The organism is Kribbella sp. NPDC051587, assembly GCF_044453945.1.
Lineage (GTDB): Bacteria > Actinomycetota > Actinomycetes > Propionibacteriales > Kribbellaceae > Kribbella.
In genome coordinates, this window is the sequence record NZ_JBITDE010000010.1 from 105,780 (window position 1) to 122,398 (window position 16,619).

The 16,619-nt window shown below is 67.3% G+C and carries 15 protein-coding genes; 7 read left to right on the plus strand and 8 right to left on the minus strand.

Going from position 1 to position 16,619, the window contains the following annotated elements:
* Together ACIA49_RS30005 and ACIA49_RS30010 are read left to right on the plus strand one after the other, a co-directional pair.
* Positions 1 to 831: an LLM class flavin-dependent oxidoreductase gene (locus ACIA49_RS30005; protein WP_396380965.1), complete on the plus strand. Its 831-nt coding sequence runs from the start codon at positions 1 to 3 to the stop codon at positions 829 to 831.
* A 22-nt stretch (positions 832 to 853) separates the two neighbouring features.
* Positions 854 to 1,939: a glycoside hydrolase family 172 protein gene (locus tag ACIA49_RS30010; RefSeq protein WP_396380966.1), complete on the plus strand. Its 1,086-nt coding sequence runs from the start codon at positions 854 to 856 to the stop codon at positions 1,937 to 1,939.
* Here ACIA49_RS30010 and ACIA49_RS30015 read toward each other — a convergent pair.
* Both ACIA49_RS30015 and ACIA49_RS30020 read right to left on the minus strand, forming a co-directional pair.
* A complete protein-coding gene (locus tag ACIA49_RS30015) occupies positions 1,936 to 3,351 on the minus strand; it encodes a gamma-aminobutyraldehyde dehydrogenase (RefSeq protein WP_396380967.1) in 1,416 nt (471 codons plus the stop codon). The genes ACIA49_RS30010 and ACIA49_RS30015 overlap by 4 nt on opposite strands.
* Entirely contained in the window at positions 3,348 to 4,973 is a 1,626-nt protein-coding gene (locus ACIA49_RS30020) for an amidohydrolase (RefSeq protein WP_396380968.1), read from the minus strand. Before ACIA49_RS30020 ends, ACIA49_RS30015 begins: the two co-directional genes overlap by 4 nt.
* Before the next feature lie 157 nt (positions 4,974 to 5,130).
* On the opposite strand from ACIA49_RS30020, the gene ACIA49_RS30025 reads away from it, so the two are divergent.
* Positions 5,131 to 6,519, plus strand: a complete 1,389-nt coding sequence (locus tag ACIA49_RS30025; RefSeq protein ID WP_396380969.1) for an aspartate aminotransferase family protein — start codon at positions 5,131 to 5,133, stop codon at positions 6,517 to 6,519.
* A gap of 14 nt (positions 6,520 to 6,533) precedes the next feature.
* Here ACIA49_RS30025 and ACIA49_RS30030 read toward each other — a convergent pair whose 3' ends face one another.
* Positions 6,534 to 7,184: a response regulator gene (locus ACIA49_RS30030; protein ID WP_396380970.1), complete on the minus strand. Its 651-nt coding sequence runs from the start codon at positions 7,182 to 7,184 to the stop codon at positions 6,534 to 6,536.
* Between the two features lie 154 nt (positions 7,185 to 7,338).
* Here ACIA49_RS30030 and ACIA49_RS30035 point away from each other — a divergent pair, with 154 nt between their 5' ends.
* The 4 genes from ACIA49_RS30035 (at position 7,339) to ACIA49_RS30050 (ending at position 11,052) form a co-directional block, all read left to right on the plus strand.
* Positions 7,339 to 7,881 carry a hypothetical protein gene (locus ACIA49_RS30035; RefSeq protein ID WP_396380971.1) on the plus strand — a complete coding sequence of 181 codons (543 nt, stop codon included), beginning with the start codon at positions 7,339 to 7,341 and terminating at the stop codon, positions 7,879 to 7,881.
* Positions 7,882 to 7,907: 26 nt separating this feature from the next.
* Positions 7,908 to 9,077 (plus strand): sensor histidine kinase, encoded by a 1,170-nt coding sequence (locus ACIA49_RS30040; RefSeq protein WP_396380972.1) that lies wholly within the window; start codon positions 7,908 to 7,910, stop codon positions 9,075 to 9,077.
* Positions 9,078 to 9,092: 15 nt separating this feature from the next.
* Positions 9,093 to 10,199 (plus strand): sensor histidine kinase, encoded by a 1,107-nt coding sequence (locus ACIA49_RS30045; RefSeq protein WP_396380974.1) that lies wholly within the window; start codon positions 9,093 to 9,095, stop codon positions 10,197 to 10,199.
* 103 nt (positions 10,200 to 10,302) lie between these two features.
* Positions 10,303 to 11,052, plus strand: coding sequence for a thaumatin family protein (locus ACIA49_RS30050; protein ID WP_396380976.1), 750 nt, complete (start codon positions 10,303 to 10,305; stop codon positions 11,050 to 11,052).
* 104 nt (positions 11,053 to 11,156) lie between these two features.
* Here the strand turns inward: ACIA49_RS30050 and ACIA49_RS30055 are convergent, their stop codons facing one another.
* Genes ACIA49_RS30055 through ACIA49_RS30075 form a run of 5 tightly spaced genes read right to left on the minus strand, consistent with a single transcriptional unit; the run spans position 11,157 to position 16,532 of the window.
* Positions 11,157 to 12,527: an NAD(P)/FAD-dependent oxidoreductase gene (locus tag ACIA49_RS30055; protein ID WP_396380977.1), complete on the minus strand. Its 1,371-nt coding sequence runs from the start codon at positions 12,525 to 12,527 to the stop codon at positions 11,157 to 11,159.
* On the minus strand, positions 12,524 to 13,327 hold the full coding sequence (locus ACIA49_RS30060) for an ABC transporter permease (protein WP_396380978.1): 804 nt from the start codon (positions 13,325 to 13,327) through the stop codon (positions 12,524 to 12,526). Before ACIA49_RS30060 ends, ACIA49_RS30055 begins: the two co-directional genes overlap by 4 nt.
* Positions 13,324 to 14,229 (minus strand): ABC transporter permease, encoded by a 906-nt coding sequence (locus ACIA49_RS30065; protein WP_396380980.1) that lies wholly within the window; start codon positions 14,227 to 14,229, stop codon positions 13,324 to 13,326. The genes ACIA49_RS30060 and ACIA49_RS30065 overlap by 4 nt, the downstream gene beginning before the upstream one ends.
* Positions 14,226 to 15,341: an ABC transporter ATP-binding protein gene (locus ACIA49_RS30070; protein WP_396380982.1), complete on the minus strand. Its 1,116-nt coding sequence runs from the start codon at positions 15,339 to 15,341 to the stop codon at positions 14,226 to 14,228. The genes ACIA49_RS30065 and ACIA49_RS30070 overlap by 4 nt, the downstream gene beginning before the upstream one ends.
* A gap of 3 nt (positions 15,342 to 15,344) precedes the next feature.
* A complete protein-coding gene (locus tag ACIA49_RS30075) occupies positions 15,345 to 16,532 on the minus strand; it encodes a spermidine/putrescine ABC transporter substrate-binding protein (RefSeq protein WP_396380983.1) in 1,188 nt (395 codons plus the stop codon).
* Between the last annotated feature and the right edge of the window lie 87 nt (positions 16,533 to 16,619).

A 16,619-nucleotide genomic window follows, 5' to 3' on the forward strand; every position in this document is an offset into this window, starting at 1 on the left:
ATGCGATTTGGACTGAAGGTCAACCCCGCCGGCTGGACCGACGCCACGTATTGGGCAGGAGTCGCCGAAGACGCCGGCTTCGACGGGTTGTGGACCGGTGACAACCTGCGGAATCCGCGCGATGCCGGCATCCCCGTTCACGATGGGCCGACGGTGATCGCCGGCTGGGCGGCGACCACGCAGCGGATCCGCGTCGGCATCCTGATCGCGAACATGGTGTTCCGGCACCCGACCGTCCTGGCGAAGACCGCCACCACCCTGGACCACGTCTCCGGCGGCCGCTTCGACCTCGGGATCGGCTCCGGCGTCTGGCCGACCGACCACGGCATGGCCGGTACGCCGGTCTGGACGGCGCGCGAGCGGACCGATCGGCTGGTCGAGTTCGTGGCGGCGGTGGAACGGCTGCTCTCGGGCGACGTGGCCGACCACGACGGGCCGTACTATCCGTACTCGCTGGCGGCGATGGCGCCCGGGACTGTGCAGGAGCGGTTGCCGCTGATCGTCGCGGCGAACGCGCCGCGCGCCCTGGCCGTGGTCGCGGCCCACGCCGACGGGTGGGTCACGTTCCCCGGCGCGGCGTCGGAGGAGGAGTTCTACGCGAAGTCGGTCGAGCGGTCGCAGGCCCTCGACGCGGCGCTGGACGGTCGGACGATCCGCCGGTTGCTGCTCGGGTACGGCGAGTTGGACCCGTGGGGTTCCGAGGAAGGGTTCGCCCGGCTGGTCGAGCGGTACGCGGGGATCGGGTTCGACGAACTGGTGCTGTACACCCCGAAGGACCACGAGAAAGTGGTCTTCGAGAAGGTCGCCAACAGGCTGGACAGCTACCGTTGACCGCCGCCTAGGGTTTGGCCCCATGGGTGACTTCAACGGTCTCGACGTCCATCTCGGCAACGTGGCGCGGCTGTCGCCGGCCCGCACGTTCTCGATCAGCGCGGAGAATCGCGACGGCGCCAAGGGCGGTGGGGCGCGGGCGACCGAGGGGACGATGTCGCGGCAGGCCCGCGACCTCGGCGTCGGCTGGAAGATGTCGCCGTGCATCCCGTTGCCGGCCGGCTCGACCACGACGCTGGCCGAGATCGAGGGGTCCGGCGCGATCACGCACATCTGGATGACCGTCGACAAGAAGGTCTGGCGATCGCTGGTGCTGCGGGCGTACTGGGACGGTGAGGAGACGCCGTCGATCGAGGTCCCGCTCGGCGACTTCTTCTGCAGCGGCTGGGGTGAACACGCCCAGATCAGCTCGGTGCCGGTCGCGGTGAACCCGTCGGGCGGGTTCAACAGCTACTGGCAGATGCCGTTCCGCGCCGGCGCCCGGATCACGATCGAGAACCTCCAGGAGGTCGACGTACCGGAGCTCTTCTACCAGGTCGACTTCGTGCGCACCGAGGTTCCGGACGACGCGGCGTACTTCCATGCGCAGTTCCGCCGGTCGAACCCGGTTCCGTACGGCGAGGTGCACACGCTGCTGGACGGCGTTCAAGGACAGGGACAGTACGTCGGGACGTACCTCGCCTGGGGCTGTAACAACACCGGCTGGTGGGGTGAGGGCGAGGTCAAGTTCTACCTGGACGGTGACGACGAGTTCCCGACCATCTGCACCACCGGGACCGAGGACTACTTCGGTGGTGCGTGGGGATTCATCCACCCGGAAGGCGTCTACGCGACGTTCACGACGCCGTACCTGGGGATGCCGCAGGCGATCCAGCCGGACGGTTTCATGAAGAACCAGCAGCGGTTCGGGTTGTACCGCTGGCACATCACCGACACCATCCGCTTCACCTCGGATCTGCGGGTCACCGTGCAGGCCCTCGGGTGGCGGCGCGACGGCCGGTTCCTCCAGCTCCAGGACGACCTCGCCTCCACGTCGTTCTGGTACCAGACCGAGCCGCACGCGCCGTTCCCCTCGTTGCCCTCGCGCGACTACCTCGAGGTGATCTAGAAGGCTGACATGACGTGCTTGATGCGGGTGTAGTCCTCGAGGCCGTACATCGACAGGTCCTTGCCGTGGCCGGAGTTCTTGAAGCCGCCGTGCGGCATCTCGGCCACGATCGGGATGTGGGTGTTGATCCACACACAGCCGAAGTCGAGGCGACGTGACATCCGCATCGCCCGGCCGTGGTCCTTGGTGAAGACCGACGACGCCAGTCCGTACTCGACGCCGTTCGCCCACCGGAGCGCTTCTTCCTCGTCGGAGAAGCGCTGCACGGTGATCACGGGGCCGAAGATCTCGTCCTGGATCGCCTCGTCGCTCTGCTGCAGACCGGACACGACCGTGGGCTCGAAGAAGTACCCGCGATCCCCGATCGCGTGTCCACCAGTCTGTACGGCGGCATGGTCGGGAAGGCGGTCCACGAATCCGCGCACCCGTCCGAGCTGATCGGCGTTGTTCAACGCGCCGTACGCGACGTCGTCCTCGGGCTGACCGGTCTTGGTCTGCTTGGCCTGCTCGGTCAGGGCGGCGACGAAGTCGTCGTGGATCCGCGGACCGGCGAGCACGCGGGTGGCCGCAGTACAGTCCTGTCCGGCGTTGAAGTAGCCCGCGCCGGCGATCGCCTCCGCGGCTGCCTCGAGGTCTGCGTCGTCGAAGACCACGACCGGCGCCTTGCCGCCGAGCTCGAGGTGGGTGCGCTTCAGCTTGCGCGCGGCCGACGACGCGACCTCACGCCCGGCGCGGACCGAACCGGTGATCGCGACCAGCTGCGGGATGTCGTGCTCGACCAGCGCGCGACCGGTGTCGCGATCACCGCAGACCACGTTCAGCACGCCCGGCGGGAGGAACTCATTGCACACCTCGGCAAGCAGGACCGTCGAGGCCGGAGTGGTGTCACTCGGCTTGAGCACGATGGTGTTGCCGGCGGCGAGGGCGGGCGCGATCTTCCAGATCGCCATCATCAGCGGGTAGTTCCACGGCGTCACCTGGCCGACCACACCGATCGGCTCGCGCCGGATCCAGGAGGTGTGGCCGGGCAGGTACTCACCGGCCGAGCGACCCTCCAACACGCGAGCAGCGCCGGCGAAGAACCGCAATTGGTCCACACACGGCGGTACTTCCTCGCTCGCGGTGAGGGCCAGCGGCTTGCCGGTGTTGCGGCTCTCGACCGCGGTGAACTCGTCAGCGCGCTGCTCGATGGCGTCGGCGATCTTGAGCAGCGCCCGCTGGCGATCGGCCGGCGTACTGTCCCGCCAGCTCTCGAACGCCCGCGCGGCCGCGGTGTACGCCTGGTCCACGTCCTCGGGCCCGGACAACGGCGCCTGGGTGTACTTCTCCCCGGTCGCGGGCGCGATCACGTCGTACGTCGCACCGCTCAGCGCGGCGACCGGCTTGCCGTCGACAAGGTTGGTGAGGGTCATGAGCGTCCTATCTGGTCGGGGCCGAAGACGAGCTCGCCTTCGACATAGGTGGCCCGGACTCGGGCGGTGTTGATCTCGTCGGTCGGAGCGGTGAAGAGGTCGCGGTCGAGGATCGCAAGGTCCGCGAGGGCACCGACCGCGATCCGGCCGGTGTCGTCGGCGTGGTTCACCCACGCACTGCCCTGGGTGTAGGCGCTCAGCGCGGTGGCGAGGTCGATCGCCTGCTCGGGGAGGAAGGGGTCGTCGTCTGCGTCAGTACGGCGGTTGACGGCTACGTGAATGGCTTCCAGCGGGTTGGGGCTGGAGACCGGCCAGTCGGAGCCTGCCACCAGCCGGGCTCCGGCCGACTGGAGAGATTTGAACGGGTACTGCCAGCCCGTCCGCTCGGGACCGAGGAACGGGATGGTGAGGTCGTTCATCTGCGGTTCGTAGACGGCCCACAGGGCCTGCATGTTCGCCGCGACGTTGAGCTTCGCGAACCTTCCGATGTCGTCGGGGTGGACGACCTGCAGGTGGGCGATGTGGTGCCGGTTGTCGTTGGACCCGTTGCTGGCTTGGGCTTTCTCGAACGCGTCCAGCGCCTCGCGGGCCGCGCGGTCACCGATCGTGTGGACGTGGACCTGGAAGCCTGCGGCGTCGAGGTCGGTCACGTGCTGCTGAAGCTGGATCGGGTCGACGAACGAGATCCCGCTGTTGCCGGTGCGGCAGCCACAGGCATCGAAGTACGGGTCGAGCATCGCGGCCGTGTGGTTCTCGGCGACGCCGTCCTGCATGATCTTCACGGTTCCGGCGCGGAACCTGCTGTATTGCAAGGCTTTTCGACGTTCGATCAGTTCCGGAATCTGCTCGGCACCGCGATCTCGCTCCCACCACAACGCGCCGTTCACGCGCGCGGTCAAGCGACCGTCCTCGGCGAGCTCGACGTACGCGGCGGTGGCGTCGCCGAGGTTGGCGTACGCGCCGAGGATCGCATCCTGCCAGCCGGTGATGCCGAACGAGTGCAGATAGGCCTGCGCATCGAGCAGCGCCGCAACGGCCTCGGCATGATCGGCCGGCGGGAGCAGGCGGCTGACCAGGCGCATCGCGCCCTCGTGGAGCGTGCCGGTGGGATTGCCGTCGCGGTCGCGCTCGATGCGGCCGTCGGGTGGATCGGGAGTGGTGGCATCGATGCCGGCAAGTTCCAGGGCTTTCGAGTTCGCCCAAGCGCCGTGATGGTCAGCGTTCACGAGGAACGCGGGGCGGTCGCCCGTCACCACGTCCAGGTCGGTGGCGAACGGCGTACCGCCTGGAAAGTCTGGTTGCTGCCAGCCGCCGCCTTCGATCCAGGGGCGCTCCGGGTGGGCGGCGACGTACTCGGCGATCTTCTGCTGGTACTGCGGGAGTCCGGACAGCGGGGAGAGATCGCAGTGGGCGCGTTCGAAACCGCCCTGGAGCGGATGGACGTGCGCGTCCACGAACCCGGGGATCAGCAGACCGCCGTCCAGGTCGACGATCTCGGCGCCGGCGCGCTGGCCGATGTCCGGACCGATCGCGGCGATCCGGCCGTTCTTGACCGCGACCGCGAGACCACGGCGGTACGTCGCGCCGTCGAACACGGCGCCGTTGACGAACAGGGTGTCCACGCGTCGGCCTCTCGTCGTACGGAATCCGAATCATTTGAGCTTCTCGGCTGATGACATCGACACCCTATCGGCTTCCCGGGCACGAAATCACTTGCCAGAGAAGATTTTGCCAGGCAGGATGACGGCAACGACCACGCTCTGAGACGAGGGATCCGACATGTCGTCCGACACGATCGGCGATGCCGAATTCGCCAAGCTGCAGCAGTCGGCGCGCGACCACCTGTGGATGCACTTCACCCGGATGTCGAGCTACGACACCGCCGAAGTACCGGTGATCGTCCGCGGCGACGGCGCCTACATCTACGACGCCCACGGCAAGCGCTACCTGGACGCCCTCGCCGGCCTCTTCGTCAGCCAGCTGGGGCACGGCCGCACCGAGCTCGCCGAAGCCGCCGCCAAGCAGGCCTCCGAGCTGGCCTTCTTCCCGCTCTGGTCGTACGCGCACCCGAAGTCGATCGAGCTCGCCGAGCGCGTCGCCGCTTATGCACCCGGCGATCTGAACCGGGTCTTCTTCACCAGCGGTGGCGGCGAGGCCGTCGAGACCGCGTGGAAGCTCGCGAAGCAGTACTTCAAGCTGACCGGCAAGCCGCAGAAGCACAAGGTGATCAGCCGCGCGATCGCGTACCACGGCACCACCCACGGCGCGCTGTCCATCACCGGACTGCCCGACCTGAAGGCGCCGTTCGAGCCACTGGTCCCGTCGACGTTCCGAGTGCCGAACACGAACTTCTACCGGGCACCCATCCACACCGACGATCCTCAAGCTTTCGGGCGCTGGGCGGCGGATCAGATCGCGGTCGCCATCGAGAACGAAGGCCCGGCCACGGTCGCCGCCGTCTTCCTCGAACCCGTCCAGAACGCCGGCGGCTGCTTCCCGCCGCCGCCCGGCTACTTCGAACGCGTCCGCGAGATCTGCGACGAGTACGACGTCCTCCTCGTCAGCGACGAGGTCATCTGCGCCTTCGGCCGCCTCGGCCACATGTTCGGCGCCGAACGCTACGGCTACCAGCCGGACATCATCACCTGCGCCAAAGGCATCACCTCCGGCTACTCACCCCTGGGCGCGGCCATCGCCACCGACCGCCTCTACGAACCCTTCGCCCAGGGCGACACCACGTTCGCCCACGGCTACACCTTCGGTGGCCACCCCGTATCCGCCGCGGTCGCGCTGGCCAATCTGGACATCTTCGAGCGCGAAGGCATCAACGAGCACGTCCGGGACCACGAGGGGGACTTCCGGGCAACCCTCGACAAGTTGCTCGACCTGCCCCTGGTCGGCGACGTCCGCGGCGCCGGCTTCTTCTACGGCATCGAACTCGTCAAGGACAAGTCCACCAAGGAAACCTTCAACGCCGACGAGTCCGAGCGGTTGTTGCGCGGCTTCCTCTCCAAAGCCCTCTTCGACGCCGGCCTCTACTGCCGGGCCGACGACCGCGGCGACCCCGTCATCCAACTCTCCCCACCCCTGATCTGCGACCAGTCCCACTTCGACGAGATCGAACAAACCATCCGCGCAGTCCTCACCGAAGCCGAATCCCTGCTGTAGAAGGGCGTCGGGCTTCAGGGGCGGTGGGCGAAGCCGGTTTCGTAGGCGACTACTACGGCTTGGACTCGGTCGCGGACGTTGAGTTTGGTGAGGACTCGGGCTACGTGGGTTTTGACGGTGGTTTCGGCTACTACGAGTTCGGTGGCGATCTCGGCGTTGGACAGGCCGCGGGCGATCAGGCGCAGGACGTCGCGTTCGCGGTCGGTGAGGGTGGCGAGTTCGGCGGGTAGGGCTTGGGGGGTGGTGGGGGCGACGAACTGTTCTACGAGGCGGCGGGTGATGGCTGGTTCGATCAGGGAGTCGCCGGTGGCTGCGGCTCGGACGGCGGCGATCAGGCGGGTGGCCGGGGAGTCTTTGAGGAGGAAGCCGGCGGCGCCGGCGCGGAGGGCCCGGTAGACGTATTCGTTCTGGTCGAAGGTGGTCAGGACGATGATGGTCGGCGGGTTCGGGCGGCGGCGGATCTCTTCGGTCGCGGAGAGGCCGTCCAGCTCGGGCATCCGGATGTCCATCAGGATCACGTCCGGCCGGACCAGCTGCGCCTGCCGGATGGCCGCCGTACCGGTGTCGGCCTCGGCGACCACCTCGATGTCGCCTTCGGCCTCCAGGATCACCCGGAAGCCGGTGCGTACGAGGGTCTGGTCGTCGGCGACGAGGACACGGATCACACCGCGATTGTGCCCTCATCCGGACGGCGACCGCGTCATCCTCACGGAGGACGGGCGAGCCGGAGAGTCGTCCTTGCGGCAGACGTGGACGACGGGCGCCGAAATCTACCTTCGCTGCATGGGTCAGGAAGGCCCGCAGAGAAAGGACAATCCGATGAACGAGATCTTCAAGGGAATCCGGCCCCTCGACTACGTCCTGGCCGCCGTACTGACCGGGGCCGGCGTGTTCCTCATGTCCGAGAACATCTCCGGGTCGAGCACGGACCTGGCCCATCCGCTCTCGACGACCACCGGGGCGATGATTCCGGCGTTCCTGCTGGTCACGCTGCCGATCCTGTGGCGCCGGCGCAGCATCCTCGGGGTGATCGCGGTCACCGCCGTGACCACACTGGCGCACGTGCTGGCGTTCGGCTGGATCACTCGGTGCGGCGTGCTGCTCCCGCTGGCATTTGCTCTCGCGTACGGCGTCGCCCGGTTCGCGGGGTCCGTCCGGAATCACCTGATCGGGCTGGCCGGAGTCGTCGTACTGCAGGTCGTGATGCTGGCCAGGGACGCGTCGATCGACACAGTCCTCAACGGTCTGATCATTGCCCTTCCGGGCACTGCGCTCTTCTACGGCATCGGTCTGCTCGTGCAGAATCGAGTCACCAAGCAGTCCGCGAGCATGGCCCCGGCCGACCAGCGCCTGGCCGCCTGAGCAGTTGCTGCGAGGAGGAGCCGGCGATGGACACGATCCAGGAGCAGCGAAGTCGGGGGATCAGGCCCGTCGACTGGCTCCTCGCGGGCGGGCTCACCGTGCTCGGGGTGCTGCTGATGCGGGAGAACGTGCAGATGTCCGACGCCGCGGTTCAGCGAGCCATCGCGGAGGGGTCGATGGTTCACGGGATGAGTTCGCACTCGCTCTGGATGATCCCGGTGTTCGTGGGCGCTACAGTTCCGGTGCTCTGGTGGCGGCGAGGTGTCCTCGCCGTCACCAGCGTCTCGATCGCCGTGATGGCGTTGCATGACGTTCTCTTCGGGTGGGTCACCCGCTGCGGTGCGGGTCTCCCGCTCGCCTTCGTGCTGACGTTCCTCGGAGCGTTGACGGCCAAGCGGTCGACAGCGTGGATCGTCTGCGGGCTGAACGTCGTACTGACCGGGCTGGTCCTGGTGGTCGACGCGACCACCGGCCCGGGCGCCATGCTCCTGGCCGAGCCGGTTGTGGTGATCGTCTTCGCGGTCGGACTCGCGGCTCGGCATCGCAGCGTGCTGAATCAGGAACTCGCGAACCGTGAGGCGGAGCTGCGGCAGTTGCGTGACGAGCGGGCGGCGCTCGAGGTCGCGGACGATCGGGCTCGGCTGTCTCAGCAGCTCGACGGCCTTTTGCAGGACCGGCTCGGTGAGTTGACCTCGGCTGCGGAGTCGGCCGACGGTCTGCCGCCGGCTGAGGCGAAGGCCGTGCTGGAGTCGATCGAGTCCGACAGCCGACGGACGCTGGATGACATGCGCGAGATCGTCGGGCTGTTACGTGGCGACGATGTGGCACTGGCACCGACGCCGACGGTCGCTCACCTCGACACCCTGCTCGCGCGGCTGCGGACCACACACTCACGGTTGAGCGTGACGGGTGATCCGCGGTCGTTACCGGCCACGGTCGAGCTGTCGGCGTACCGGATCGTCGAGCATCTGATCGCGGCGCTCGCCGATCACGCCGGTGCTCCGATCGAGGTCGCGGTGCGGTTCGAGGCTGATGCCCTGGAGATCCGGGTGAACGGGCAGGTGAATGAGAAGGCTGACCTGAAGGCGGCCGTGGCGCGGGCGAAGGAGCGTGCGCGGTTGCTCGGGGGTTCGCTCGAGGTCAAGGTGAGCAAGGGCCGCGCCGGCGCTATTGCCCAACTGCCGGTCGTCGGCTGATCCGAGGTGACGGCCGTGCGGAAGCTCGAGCAGGTGGCGATCGCGGCACTGGCTGTCGCCGCGATCGCGCTGCCGACGGCGTACCACGGCTGGCCCACGACTCTGATCGGCAACGTCTTCACCGCGTTGCTGCTCGGCTGCGGACTCGCGCTGATCTGGTGGCGGACTCGGCCACGGCTCGTCACGCTGCTCGGCGGGACGTTCCTGCTGGTGACCGCCTTGCTTGGCAACTCCGGGTGGTTTCCGGATAGCGCGTTCGCGATCATTGCCCTCTTGACGCTGGTGGCTGCGCTGGGCTGGTCCGGACGCCCGGCCTGGGTGGTGGCGGTGGGCCTGGCGGTCTACCTGTCGGTGCTATGGCGGATTCTCGGCGACACCAGCCAGGTCGCGTTGGTGATGTTCAGCGTGCCGAGCTTCCTGGCCGGAACCGTCCTGCGGCTTCGCCGGGAGACGGCCGACGAGCTCGCGCGCCGGGGGCGCGAGCTCGAGGAGGAACGCGAGCTGTTCGCGGAGATCGCCGTCCGCCATGAGCGGGCCCGGATCGCGGCCGAGCTGCACGACATCGTCGGGCACGCGATCAGCGTGATGGTCATCCAGGCCGCCGCGGGGCAACGGCTGATCGATCGCGACCCGGTCCAGGCCGAGCAGGTCTTCGCGGGCATCGCGGAGTCGGCGCGGCAGGGTCGTGACGACCTGCAGCGGCTCGTCGAGCTCCTCGGCGGAACCGAGGTCGGCGGACCGGATCTGTCGCTGATCGGCGAGGTGGTGACGCGAGCCGCGCGGGGCGGACTCGATGTGTCGTGCCGGTTCGAAGGTGAACGCGACGGCTTTGCGGCTCCGACGGCTCACGTCGCCTTCCGCGTGGTGCAGGAGAGCTTGACGAACGCCTTGCGGTACGCGCCCGGCGCCGCCGTACGGGTTCTGGTGAACGGGTCCGGTCGCGACCTGACAGTCAGCGTCGAGAACGACCACGCGACCCGTGAACATCCTCGTTTGGCGGGGACCGGTCGCGGGCTGGTCGGCCTGCGGGAGCGGGTGCAGGACCTGGGCGGGCGGCTCGTCGCCGGACCGGTCGCGGGAGGTGGCTGGCGGGTCGAGGCGACCCTCCCGGCCCACCCGTAGGGCGGGGCCACAGGGTTTCGGTGGGGGCGTTGACATCGTTGTATCGCGTGCGATGGTGGGGGTGCAGTCTTCCGCGTCCGCCCCCACTCTTTGCGGAGATCTCATGCGAAAACTCTTTGCTGTGCTGGTTCCTCTCGCCCTGCTGCTGGGCCTTCCGGCGCCGGTCGCCGCGATCGCGGCCGATCATGCGCCGGCAACGATTCATACCGTGACGTTCGTGAACAACTCCGGGCAGACCTTGTGGGTCGGGGCTGCGGTGAACGCGGACAGCTCGGTGAACATGAGCGGGCTGCCGACGTTGGCCAATGGGCAGTCGGCGACTGTCACGATTCCGGAGGGTGCGTGGCCTTATCACTGGCGCGGGAAGTTCTTCGGCCGCCAGGGATGTAGCGGGCAGTCCGGGTCGACGTTCAAATGCGCGGTGGGAGACTGCGGTCCGTATGCGGACCGGTGCAGTCTGGGTGAACAGCCGACGAGTTTGGCGGAGTTCAACTTCGATCAGAACGACGGCCTCGCCCCTTGGTACAACGTCAGCTATGTGAACGCGTTCTCGGTGCCGATCACGATTCGCGCGAACAACGCGCAGGGGTCACCGCCTGAATGCGAAACGATGGGGTGTCCCGAGAACCTGTTGCCCTATTGCCCGCAGGTCAACAAGCGGGTCGGCACGAACGGGACCACGCCGTACTGCCTGAATCTCGATCGCGACCACAAAACGCCGTACAGCGACGCTCTGAGCTCGCGGTGCCCGAAGGCCTATGCGTGGTCCAAGCAGGACGCGGAAGGCCGGAACCAGACCGTGCGGCAGTGCCGCAACTGCTCCGGCTTCACGGTCACCTTCCACGCCGTCTGACCGCCGAACCCGGACCGCCACCACCCATCAAGTCCGCGACACGCCGACGACGCGCCCCCGTTGTCGGCGTGTCGCCGGGTTGGTGAGTGGCTGGGGTCCGCGGTTCAGAAGTCGAAGCCCAGGCCGAGGCGGTCGAGGGTGCGGAGCCAGAGGTTGCGGTGGCCGGCGTGGGCGTCGGCTTGGGACATCGACCAGCGGGTCAGATGGATGCCGGCCGAGCGGATGGGTTCGGGCGGGAAGGGGAGCGGGCGGGTGCGGACCATCGTCAGTGCGGTGCGCTCGGTCTGTTCGCGGTACAGGTGGTCGAGGATCACGTCGGCGCCGAAGCGAGTAGCGGCGACGCCCAGGCCGGTGTAGCCGAGGGCGTAGGCGGTGCGCCCCGCGTGCGCCGTACCGAAGAAGGCGCAGAAGCGGGTGCTGGTGTCGATGACGCCGCCCCAACGGTGGGTGAAGCGGAGGCCTTCCAACTGGGGGAAGGTCGTGAAGAAGTGTTCGGCGAGCATCGTGTGGATGGACGCCTGTTGCTCGTACGCCGGATTGATCCGGCTGCCGAAGTGGTAGAGCGGGGTGTACCCGCCCCAGATGATCCGGTTGTCGCGAGTGAGTCGGTAGTAGTGGAACAGGTTCGACGCGTCGCCGACACCCTGGCGGTTCTGCCAACCGATGCTGGCAAGCTGCGCCTCCGATAGCGGTTCACTAGCCAGAACCAGGTCATAGACGGGAACGGTGAACAGCCGCAGGCGCCGCAGCAGAGATGGGAACGCATTCGTAGCGAGCGCGATCCGACTCGCTCGCACCGACCCCGACACGGTGGTGAGCCGCCCGGAGTGGATTGCGGTGACCCGGGTGTATTCATGGATGCGAACGCCGAGGTCCAGACAGGCCTGTCGCAGCCCCCAGGCAAGCCGCGCGGGCTCGACGAGCGCGGTGGCGTGGGGATCGGACAGCGCACCGAGATACGTGGGTGAGTTGAGTTCCGCCCGTACGGCGTCCTGATCCAGCAGCACGGCTCCGGGCCGGGTCGACACCTCCTCGGCCAGTTCGGCCAGGTGATGCGGTGAGGTGGCGACCGTCAGTTCGCCGGTACGGCGCCAGTCGCAGTCGATCCCGAGTCGGGCGATCGTGGCGCCGATCGCGTCCAGGTTCTCGTTGCCGAGTCGCTCGATCGTGGGCAGCTCATCGGGCCAGCGAGCCAGGCCGTTGCCGTACCCATGAGTGAGGCTCGCGTCGCAGAATCCACCGTTGCGACCGCTGGCGGCAGAACCGCAGGTGTTTGCCTCCAGCAGTACGACGTCCAGGTGGGGGAAGCGTTCCTTGGCGCGGAACGCCGTCCACAGCCCTGTATAGCCACCGCCGACGATCGCGAGGTCGGCGGTGATCGGGCCGGTGAGTGGAGGCAGCGGGTCGGGCGCGGTCGGGTCGTCGAGCCAGAACACCTCGGGCGATGCATCGGCCAGCGCCGGGTGCTCGGTCATCTCCGGGCCCGGCTGCGGCGAGCGACCTCACCACCGAGGACGAAGATGAGGGCGAGCAGGAACATCGCCGTACCGACGACGTTGATCTGCGGCGGGATGTCGCGCTGGGCCGAACCCCAGACGTACATCGGGAACGTCACGGTGGTTCCGGCGTTCAGGTTCGTGATGATGAAGTCGTCGAACGACAGCGAGAAGCTCAGCAGCGCGGCCGCCATGATGCCGGGGAAGACGAGCGGGAACGTGACCCGCCAGAACGTCTGCCACTCGTTCGCGTACAGATCCATCGCCGCCTGTTCCAGCCGGCCGTCCATCCCGGCGAGCCGTGCCTTCACGGTCACCACCACGAACGACAGGCAGAACATCACGTGCGCGATCAGGATCGTCCAGAACCCGAGCTTGCCGCCGAACCCGCTCGATACGAACAGCGCCAGCAACGACGAGCCCAGCACGATCTCGGGCGATGCCATCGGCAGGAAGATGAACAGGTTCGTCGCCGACCGACCGCGGAAGCGGTGCCGCACCATCGCGAACGCCATCAGCGTTCCCAGCGCGGTTGCCACCACCGTGGCCAGCAAACCGATCCGGAGCGACGTGCTGACCGCGTCACACAATCCATAGGGCTGGCACGGATGCTGCCAGTTGTCCCAGGTGAACCCGTCGAACGTGTACGACAGGCGGCCCTTCGGCTTGTTGAACGACATCAGCATCACGACGACGATCGGCGCGAACAGGTACAGCAGCACGATGAGCCCGAGCACCATCACCAGGTGCCGGCCGATGAACCGCCCCACCCGCGTCATACGAGCTCATCCGTTCCTGCGCGGCGGACATAGATCAGGACCAGTACGACGATCGCCGCCATCAGCGTCACGGAGAGCGCGGCCGCGGTCGGGTAGGCACCGGCCGCGAACAGGCGCTGAATGTCGTTGCCGATCATCCGCTGCTTCGGCGTACCGAGGAGCTGGGCGTTGATGTAGTCACCCGCGGCCGGGATGAACGTGAGCAGCGTGCCCGCGACCACGCCCGGCATCGACAGCGGCAGCGTTACCACGCGGAACGTCGTCATCGGTCCCGCGAACAGGTCACCGCCGGCCTCGATCAGGCGGCGGTCGATCTTCTCCAGGCTCGCGTACAGCGGCAGCACCATGAACGGCAGGAAGTTGTACGTCAGGCCCGTCACCACCGCGGCCGTTGTCGCCAGCAACCGTCCGTCAGGACCGAGGAAATGCAGCCATTGCAAGGTGTTCACGACGAATCCGTTGTCGCTCAGCAGCAGCTTCCAGGACAGCGTGCGAATCAGGAAGCTGGTGAAGAACGGTGCGATCACGAGCGCGAGCATCAGGTTCTTCCAGCGCCCGGCCTTCATCGCGATCGCGTAGGCGAGCGGATACCCGAGCAGCAGGCAGAACGCCGTTGTCAGCAAGGCATACCAGAGCGAGCGCAGGAACGGCCGGGCGTAGTCGGCCATCGTCGTACCGAAGTTCTGCCAGTGCCAGGTCATCGAGAAGCCGTTCTCGATCGACCCGTTCGGATCGTACAAACTTGCTGCCAGCAACGAAACCAGCGGGACGACGAAGAACAGCAGCAGCCAGAGCCCACCCGGGAGCAACAGCAGGTACGCCGTCAGTCGCCGCCCGGACCGTTCGGGTGGCGGAGCGGGGGCCGCCTGACTCGCGGCGCCCAGCTGACCGACGGCGCTCATTCCACCTCCTCGACCCCGGCCAACGCATCCTGCGCGGCATCGAGCACGAAGCTGTGGGCCGGTCGCCAATGCAGGTCGACGGGATCGCCGGCCGCGAACGCGTCGCGGGCGCCGGTGTTCTGCTCGAAGACCGTGAGCTCCTGCCCCCACGGGAGTTTCGCCAGGTACTGCGTGCTCACACCGACGTAGCTGACATCGGTGACGACCGCGCCGCGAAGCTGGTTGACGCCATCGCCTTCCTCCGAGCCGGCCGCGGCGAGGAAGACCTTCTCCGGCCGGATCCCCAGCCAGACCTCGCCTTCGCTGACCCGGCAGCGCGCCGACGGGACGATCACCTTGCGGCCCTGGATCTCGACGATCAGGTTCTGATCGGAGTGGCCGATGATCGCGCCGCGGATCAGGTTCGACTGGCCGAGGAAGTTCGCGACGAACGTGGTGGCCGGCAGGTCGTACAGCTCGGCCGGGCTGCCCAGCTGTTCGATCCGGCCGCCGTTCATCACCGCGATCGTGTCGGCCATCGTCATGGCCTCTTCCTGGTCGTGCGTGACGTGCACGAACGTGATCCCGACCTCGGTCTGGATCCGCTTCAGCTCCAACTGCATCTGGCGGCGCAGCTTCAGGTCGAGCGCGCCGAGCGGCTCGTCGAGGAGCAGCACCTGCGGCCGGTTGATCAGCGCACGGGCCAAGGCGACTCGTTGCTGCTGGCCACCGGATAGTTGCCCCGGGCGCCTTTTGCCGTAGTCGTTGAGCTCGACCAGGTCGAGCATCTCCTGGACCTTCGGCGTGAAATCCTTGATCTTGCGGCGTTTCAGGCCGAAGGCAACGTTCTCGAAGATGTCGAGATGCGGGAACAGCGCGTAGTTCTGGAAGACGGTGTTCACCGGGCGCTTGTACGGGCGCAGGCCGGTGATCTCGTCGTCGCCGAGCCGGATGGTCCCGGTGGTCGGCTCCTCCAGACCGGCGATCATCCGCAGCGTCGTCGTCTTCCCGCAACCGGACGGACCGAGCAACGCGAAGAACGTCCCCGCGGGAACCGTCAGGTCCAGGTCGTCGACGGCTCGGTGGCCGGCGAACTGCTTGCTGATGCCTTCGAGGACTAAATCAGTGGTCATCTATCAGCCCCCGATCGCGAGGTTGAAGTCGGTCTCGTAGAGCTTCGCCTTGGCCGTGTCCAGCGGCATGAACGACGAGGTCTTCGAGAGCATGTCCTGGTCGGGGAAGACCAGCGGGTTGTCGACCAGCTCGGGGTCGATCTTCTCCATCTCCTGCCGGGCACCGTCGACCGGACAGATGTAGTTCACCCAGGCGGCGAGCGTGGCCGCGACCTCCGGGTCGTAGTAGTAGTTCATCAAGGCCTCGGCGTTCGCCTTGTGGGTCGCCTTGTTCGGCACGAGCATGTTGTCCGACCAGAGGTTGAGACCCTCTTCCGGTACGACGAACTTGATGTCGGGGTTGTCCGCCTGGAGCGCGAGCACGTCACCCGACCACGCCATACAGGCGGAGATGTTGCCGTCGTTCAGGTCCTGGACGTAGTCGTTCCCGGTGAACTTCCGTATCTGCCCGGAGCCGACGGAGTCCTCGAGCTTCTGCAGCGCCTTGCTCCACTCGGCGTCGTTGAACTTGCTCGGGTCGGCGCCGACGAGGCGGAGCATGAACGCCATCGTGTCCGGCATCTCCGACAGCAGGGTGATCTTGCCCTTGAACTCGTCCTTGCTCAGCAGGTCGGCGTAGCTGCCGACACCCTTGGTCACCTTCGCGTTGTAGGCGATGCCGGTCAGCCCGCTCTGCCACGGCACGCTGTAGTCGCGATGCGGGTCCCAGCTCGGCGACTTGAGCTGCTTGAGCAGATGCTTGTCGACGTTCGGTACGGCGGCGTGGTCGAGCTTCTGCAGCCAGCCGAGGTTCACCATCCGGCCGGCCATCCAGTCGGTCAGCACGAAGATGTCGCGGCCGGTGGGCTGGCACGAGCCGAGCTGGTCGCGGACCTTGGCGTAGAACTCGGAGTTGTCGTTGACGTCGGCGGTGTAGGTGACCTGGATGCCGCTCTTCTTCTGGAAGGCGTCCAGCGTCGGCAGCACGGTCTTGCCGTTGACCTTCTCGTCGGACTCGTCCATGTAACTCGGCCAGTTCGAGAAGTTCAGCGCCTTCTGACTGCTGGACTGGTCGGTGCTGACGCACTGGTCCGCACTCTGCCGCGCCGGCGGGATGCCGCACGCGGCGAGCGTGCCCGCACCCAGCGCCCCCAGGCCGAGACCGCGCAGAACTGCCCGACGGCCGACGACCGGGGTAGGACGAGGTCGCACTGGAACCTCCCAAAGGCCTGCCATCTCAAACGGCACTGACGCGGTGGATACTGTCAAACCTCTGGGATCGAGACAAGGGATTCCGTA

Bases quoted from the DNA above. Each gene is read 5' to 3' on its own strand.
- ACIA49_RS30005 (WP_396380965.1), top strand. From the start codon at position 1: ATGCGATTTGGACTGAAGGTCAACCCCGCCGGCTGGACCGACGCCACG.
- ACIA49_RS30010 (WP_396380966.1), top strand. From the start codon at position 854: ATGGGTGACTTCAACGGTCTCGACGTCCATCTCGGCAACGTGGCGCGG.
- ACIA49_RS30015 (WP_396380967.1), bottom strand. From the start codon at position 3,351: ATGACCCTCACCAACCTTGTCGACGGCAAGCCGGTCGCCGCGCTGAGC.
- ACIA49_RS30025 (WP_396380969.1), top strand. From the start codon at position 5,131: ATGTCGTCCGACACGATCGGCGATGCCGAATTCGCCAAGCTGCAGCAG.
- ACIA49_RS30035 (WP_396380971.1), top strand. From the start codon at position 7,339: ATGAACGAGATCTTCAAGGGAATCCGGCCCCTCGACTACGTCCTGGCC.
- ACIA49_RS30040 (WP_396380972.1), top strand. From the start codon at position 7,908: ATGGACACGATCCAGGAGCAGCGAAGTCGGGGGATCAGGCCCGTCGAC.
- ACIA49_RS30050 (WP_396380976.1), top strand. From the start codon at position 10,303: ATGCGAAAACTCTTTGCTGTGCTGGTTCCTCTCGCCCTGCTGCTGGGC.
- ACIA49_RS30055 (WP_396380977.1), bottom strand. From the start codon at position 12,527: ATGACCGAGCACCCGGCGCTGGCCGATGCATCGCCCGAGGTGTTCTGG.
- ACIA49_RS30060 (WP_396380978.1), bottom strand. From the start codon at position 13,327: ATGACGCGGGTGGGGCGGTTCATCGGCCGGCACCTGGTGATGGTGCTC.
- ACIA49_RS30065 (WP_396380980.1), bottom strand. From the start codon at position 14,229: ATGAGCGCCGTCGGTCAGCTGGGCGCCGCGAGTCAGGCGGCCCCCGCT.
- ACIA49_RS30070 (WP_396380982.1), bottom strand. From the start codon at position 15,341: ATGACCACTGATTTAGTCCTCGAAGGCATCAGCAAGCAGTTCGCCGGC.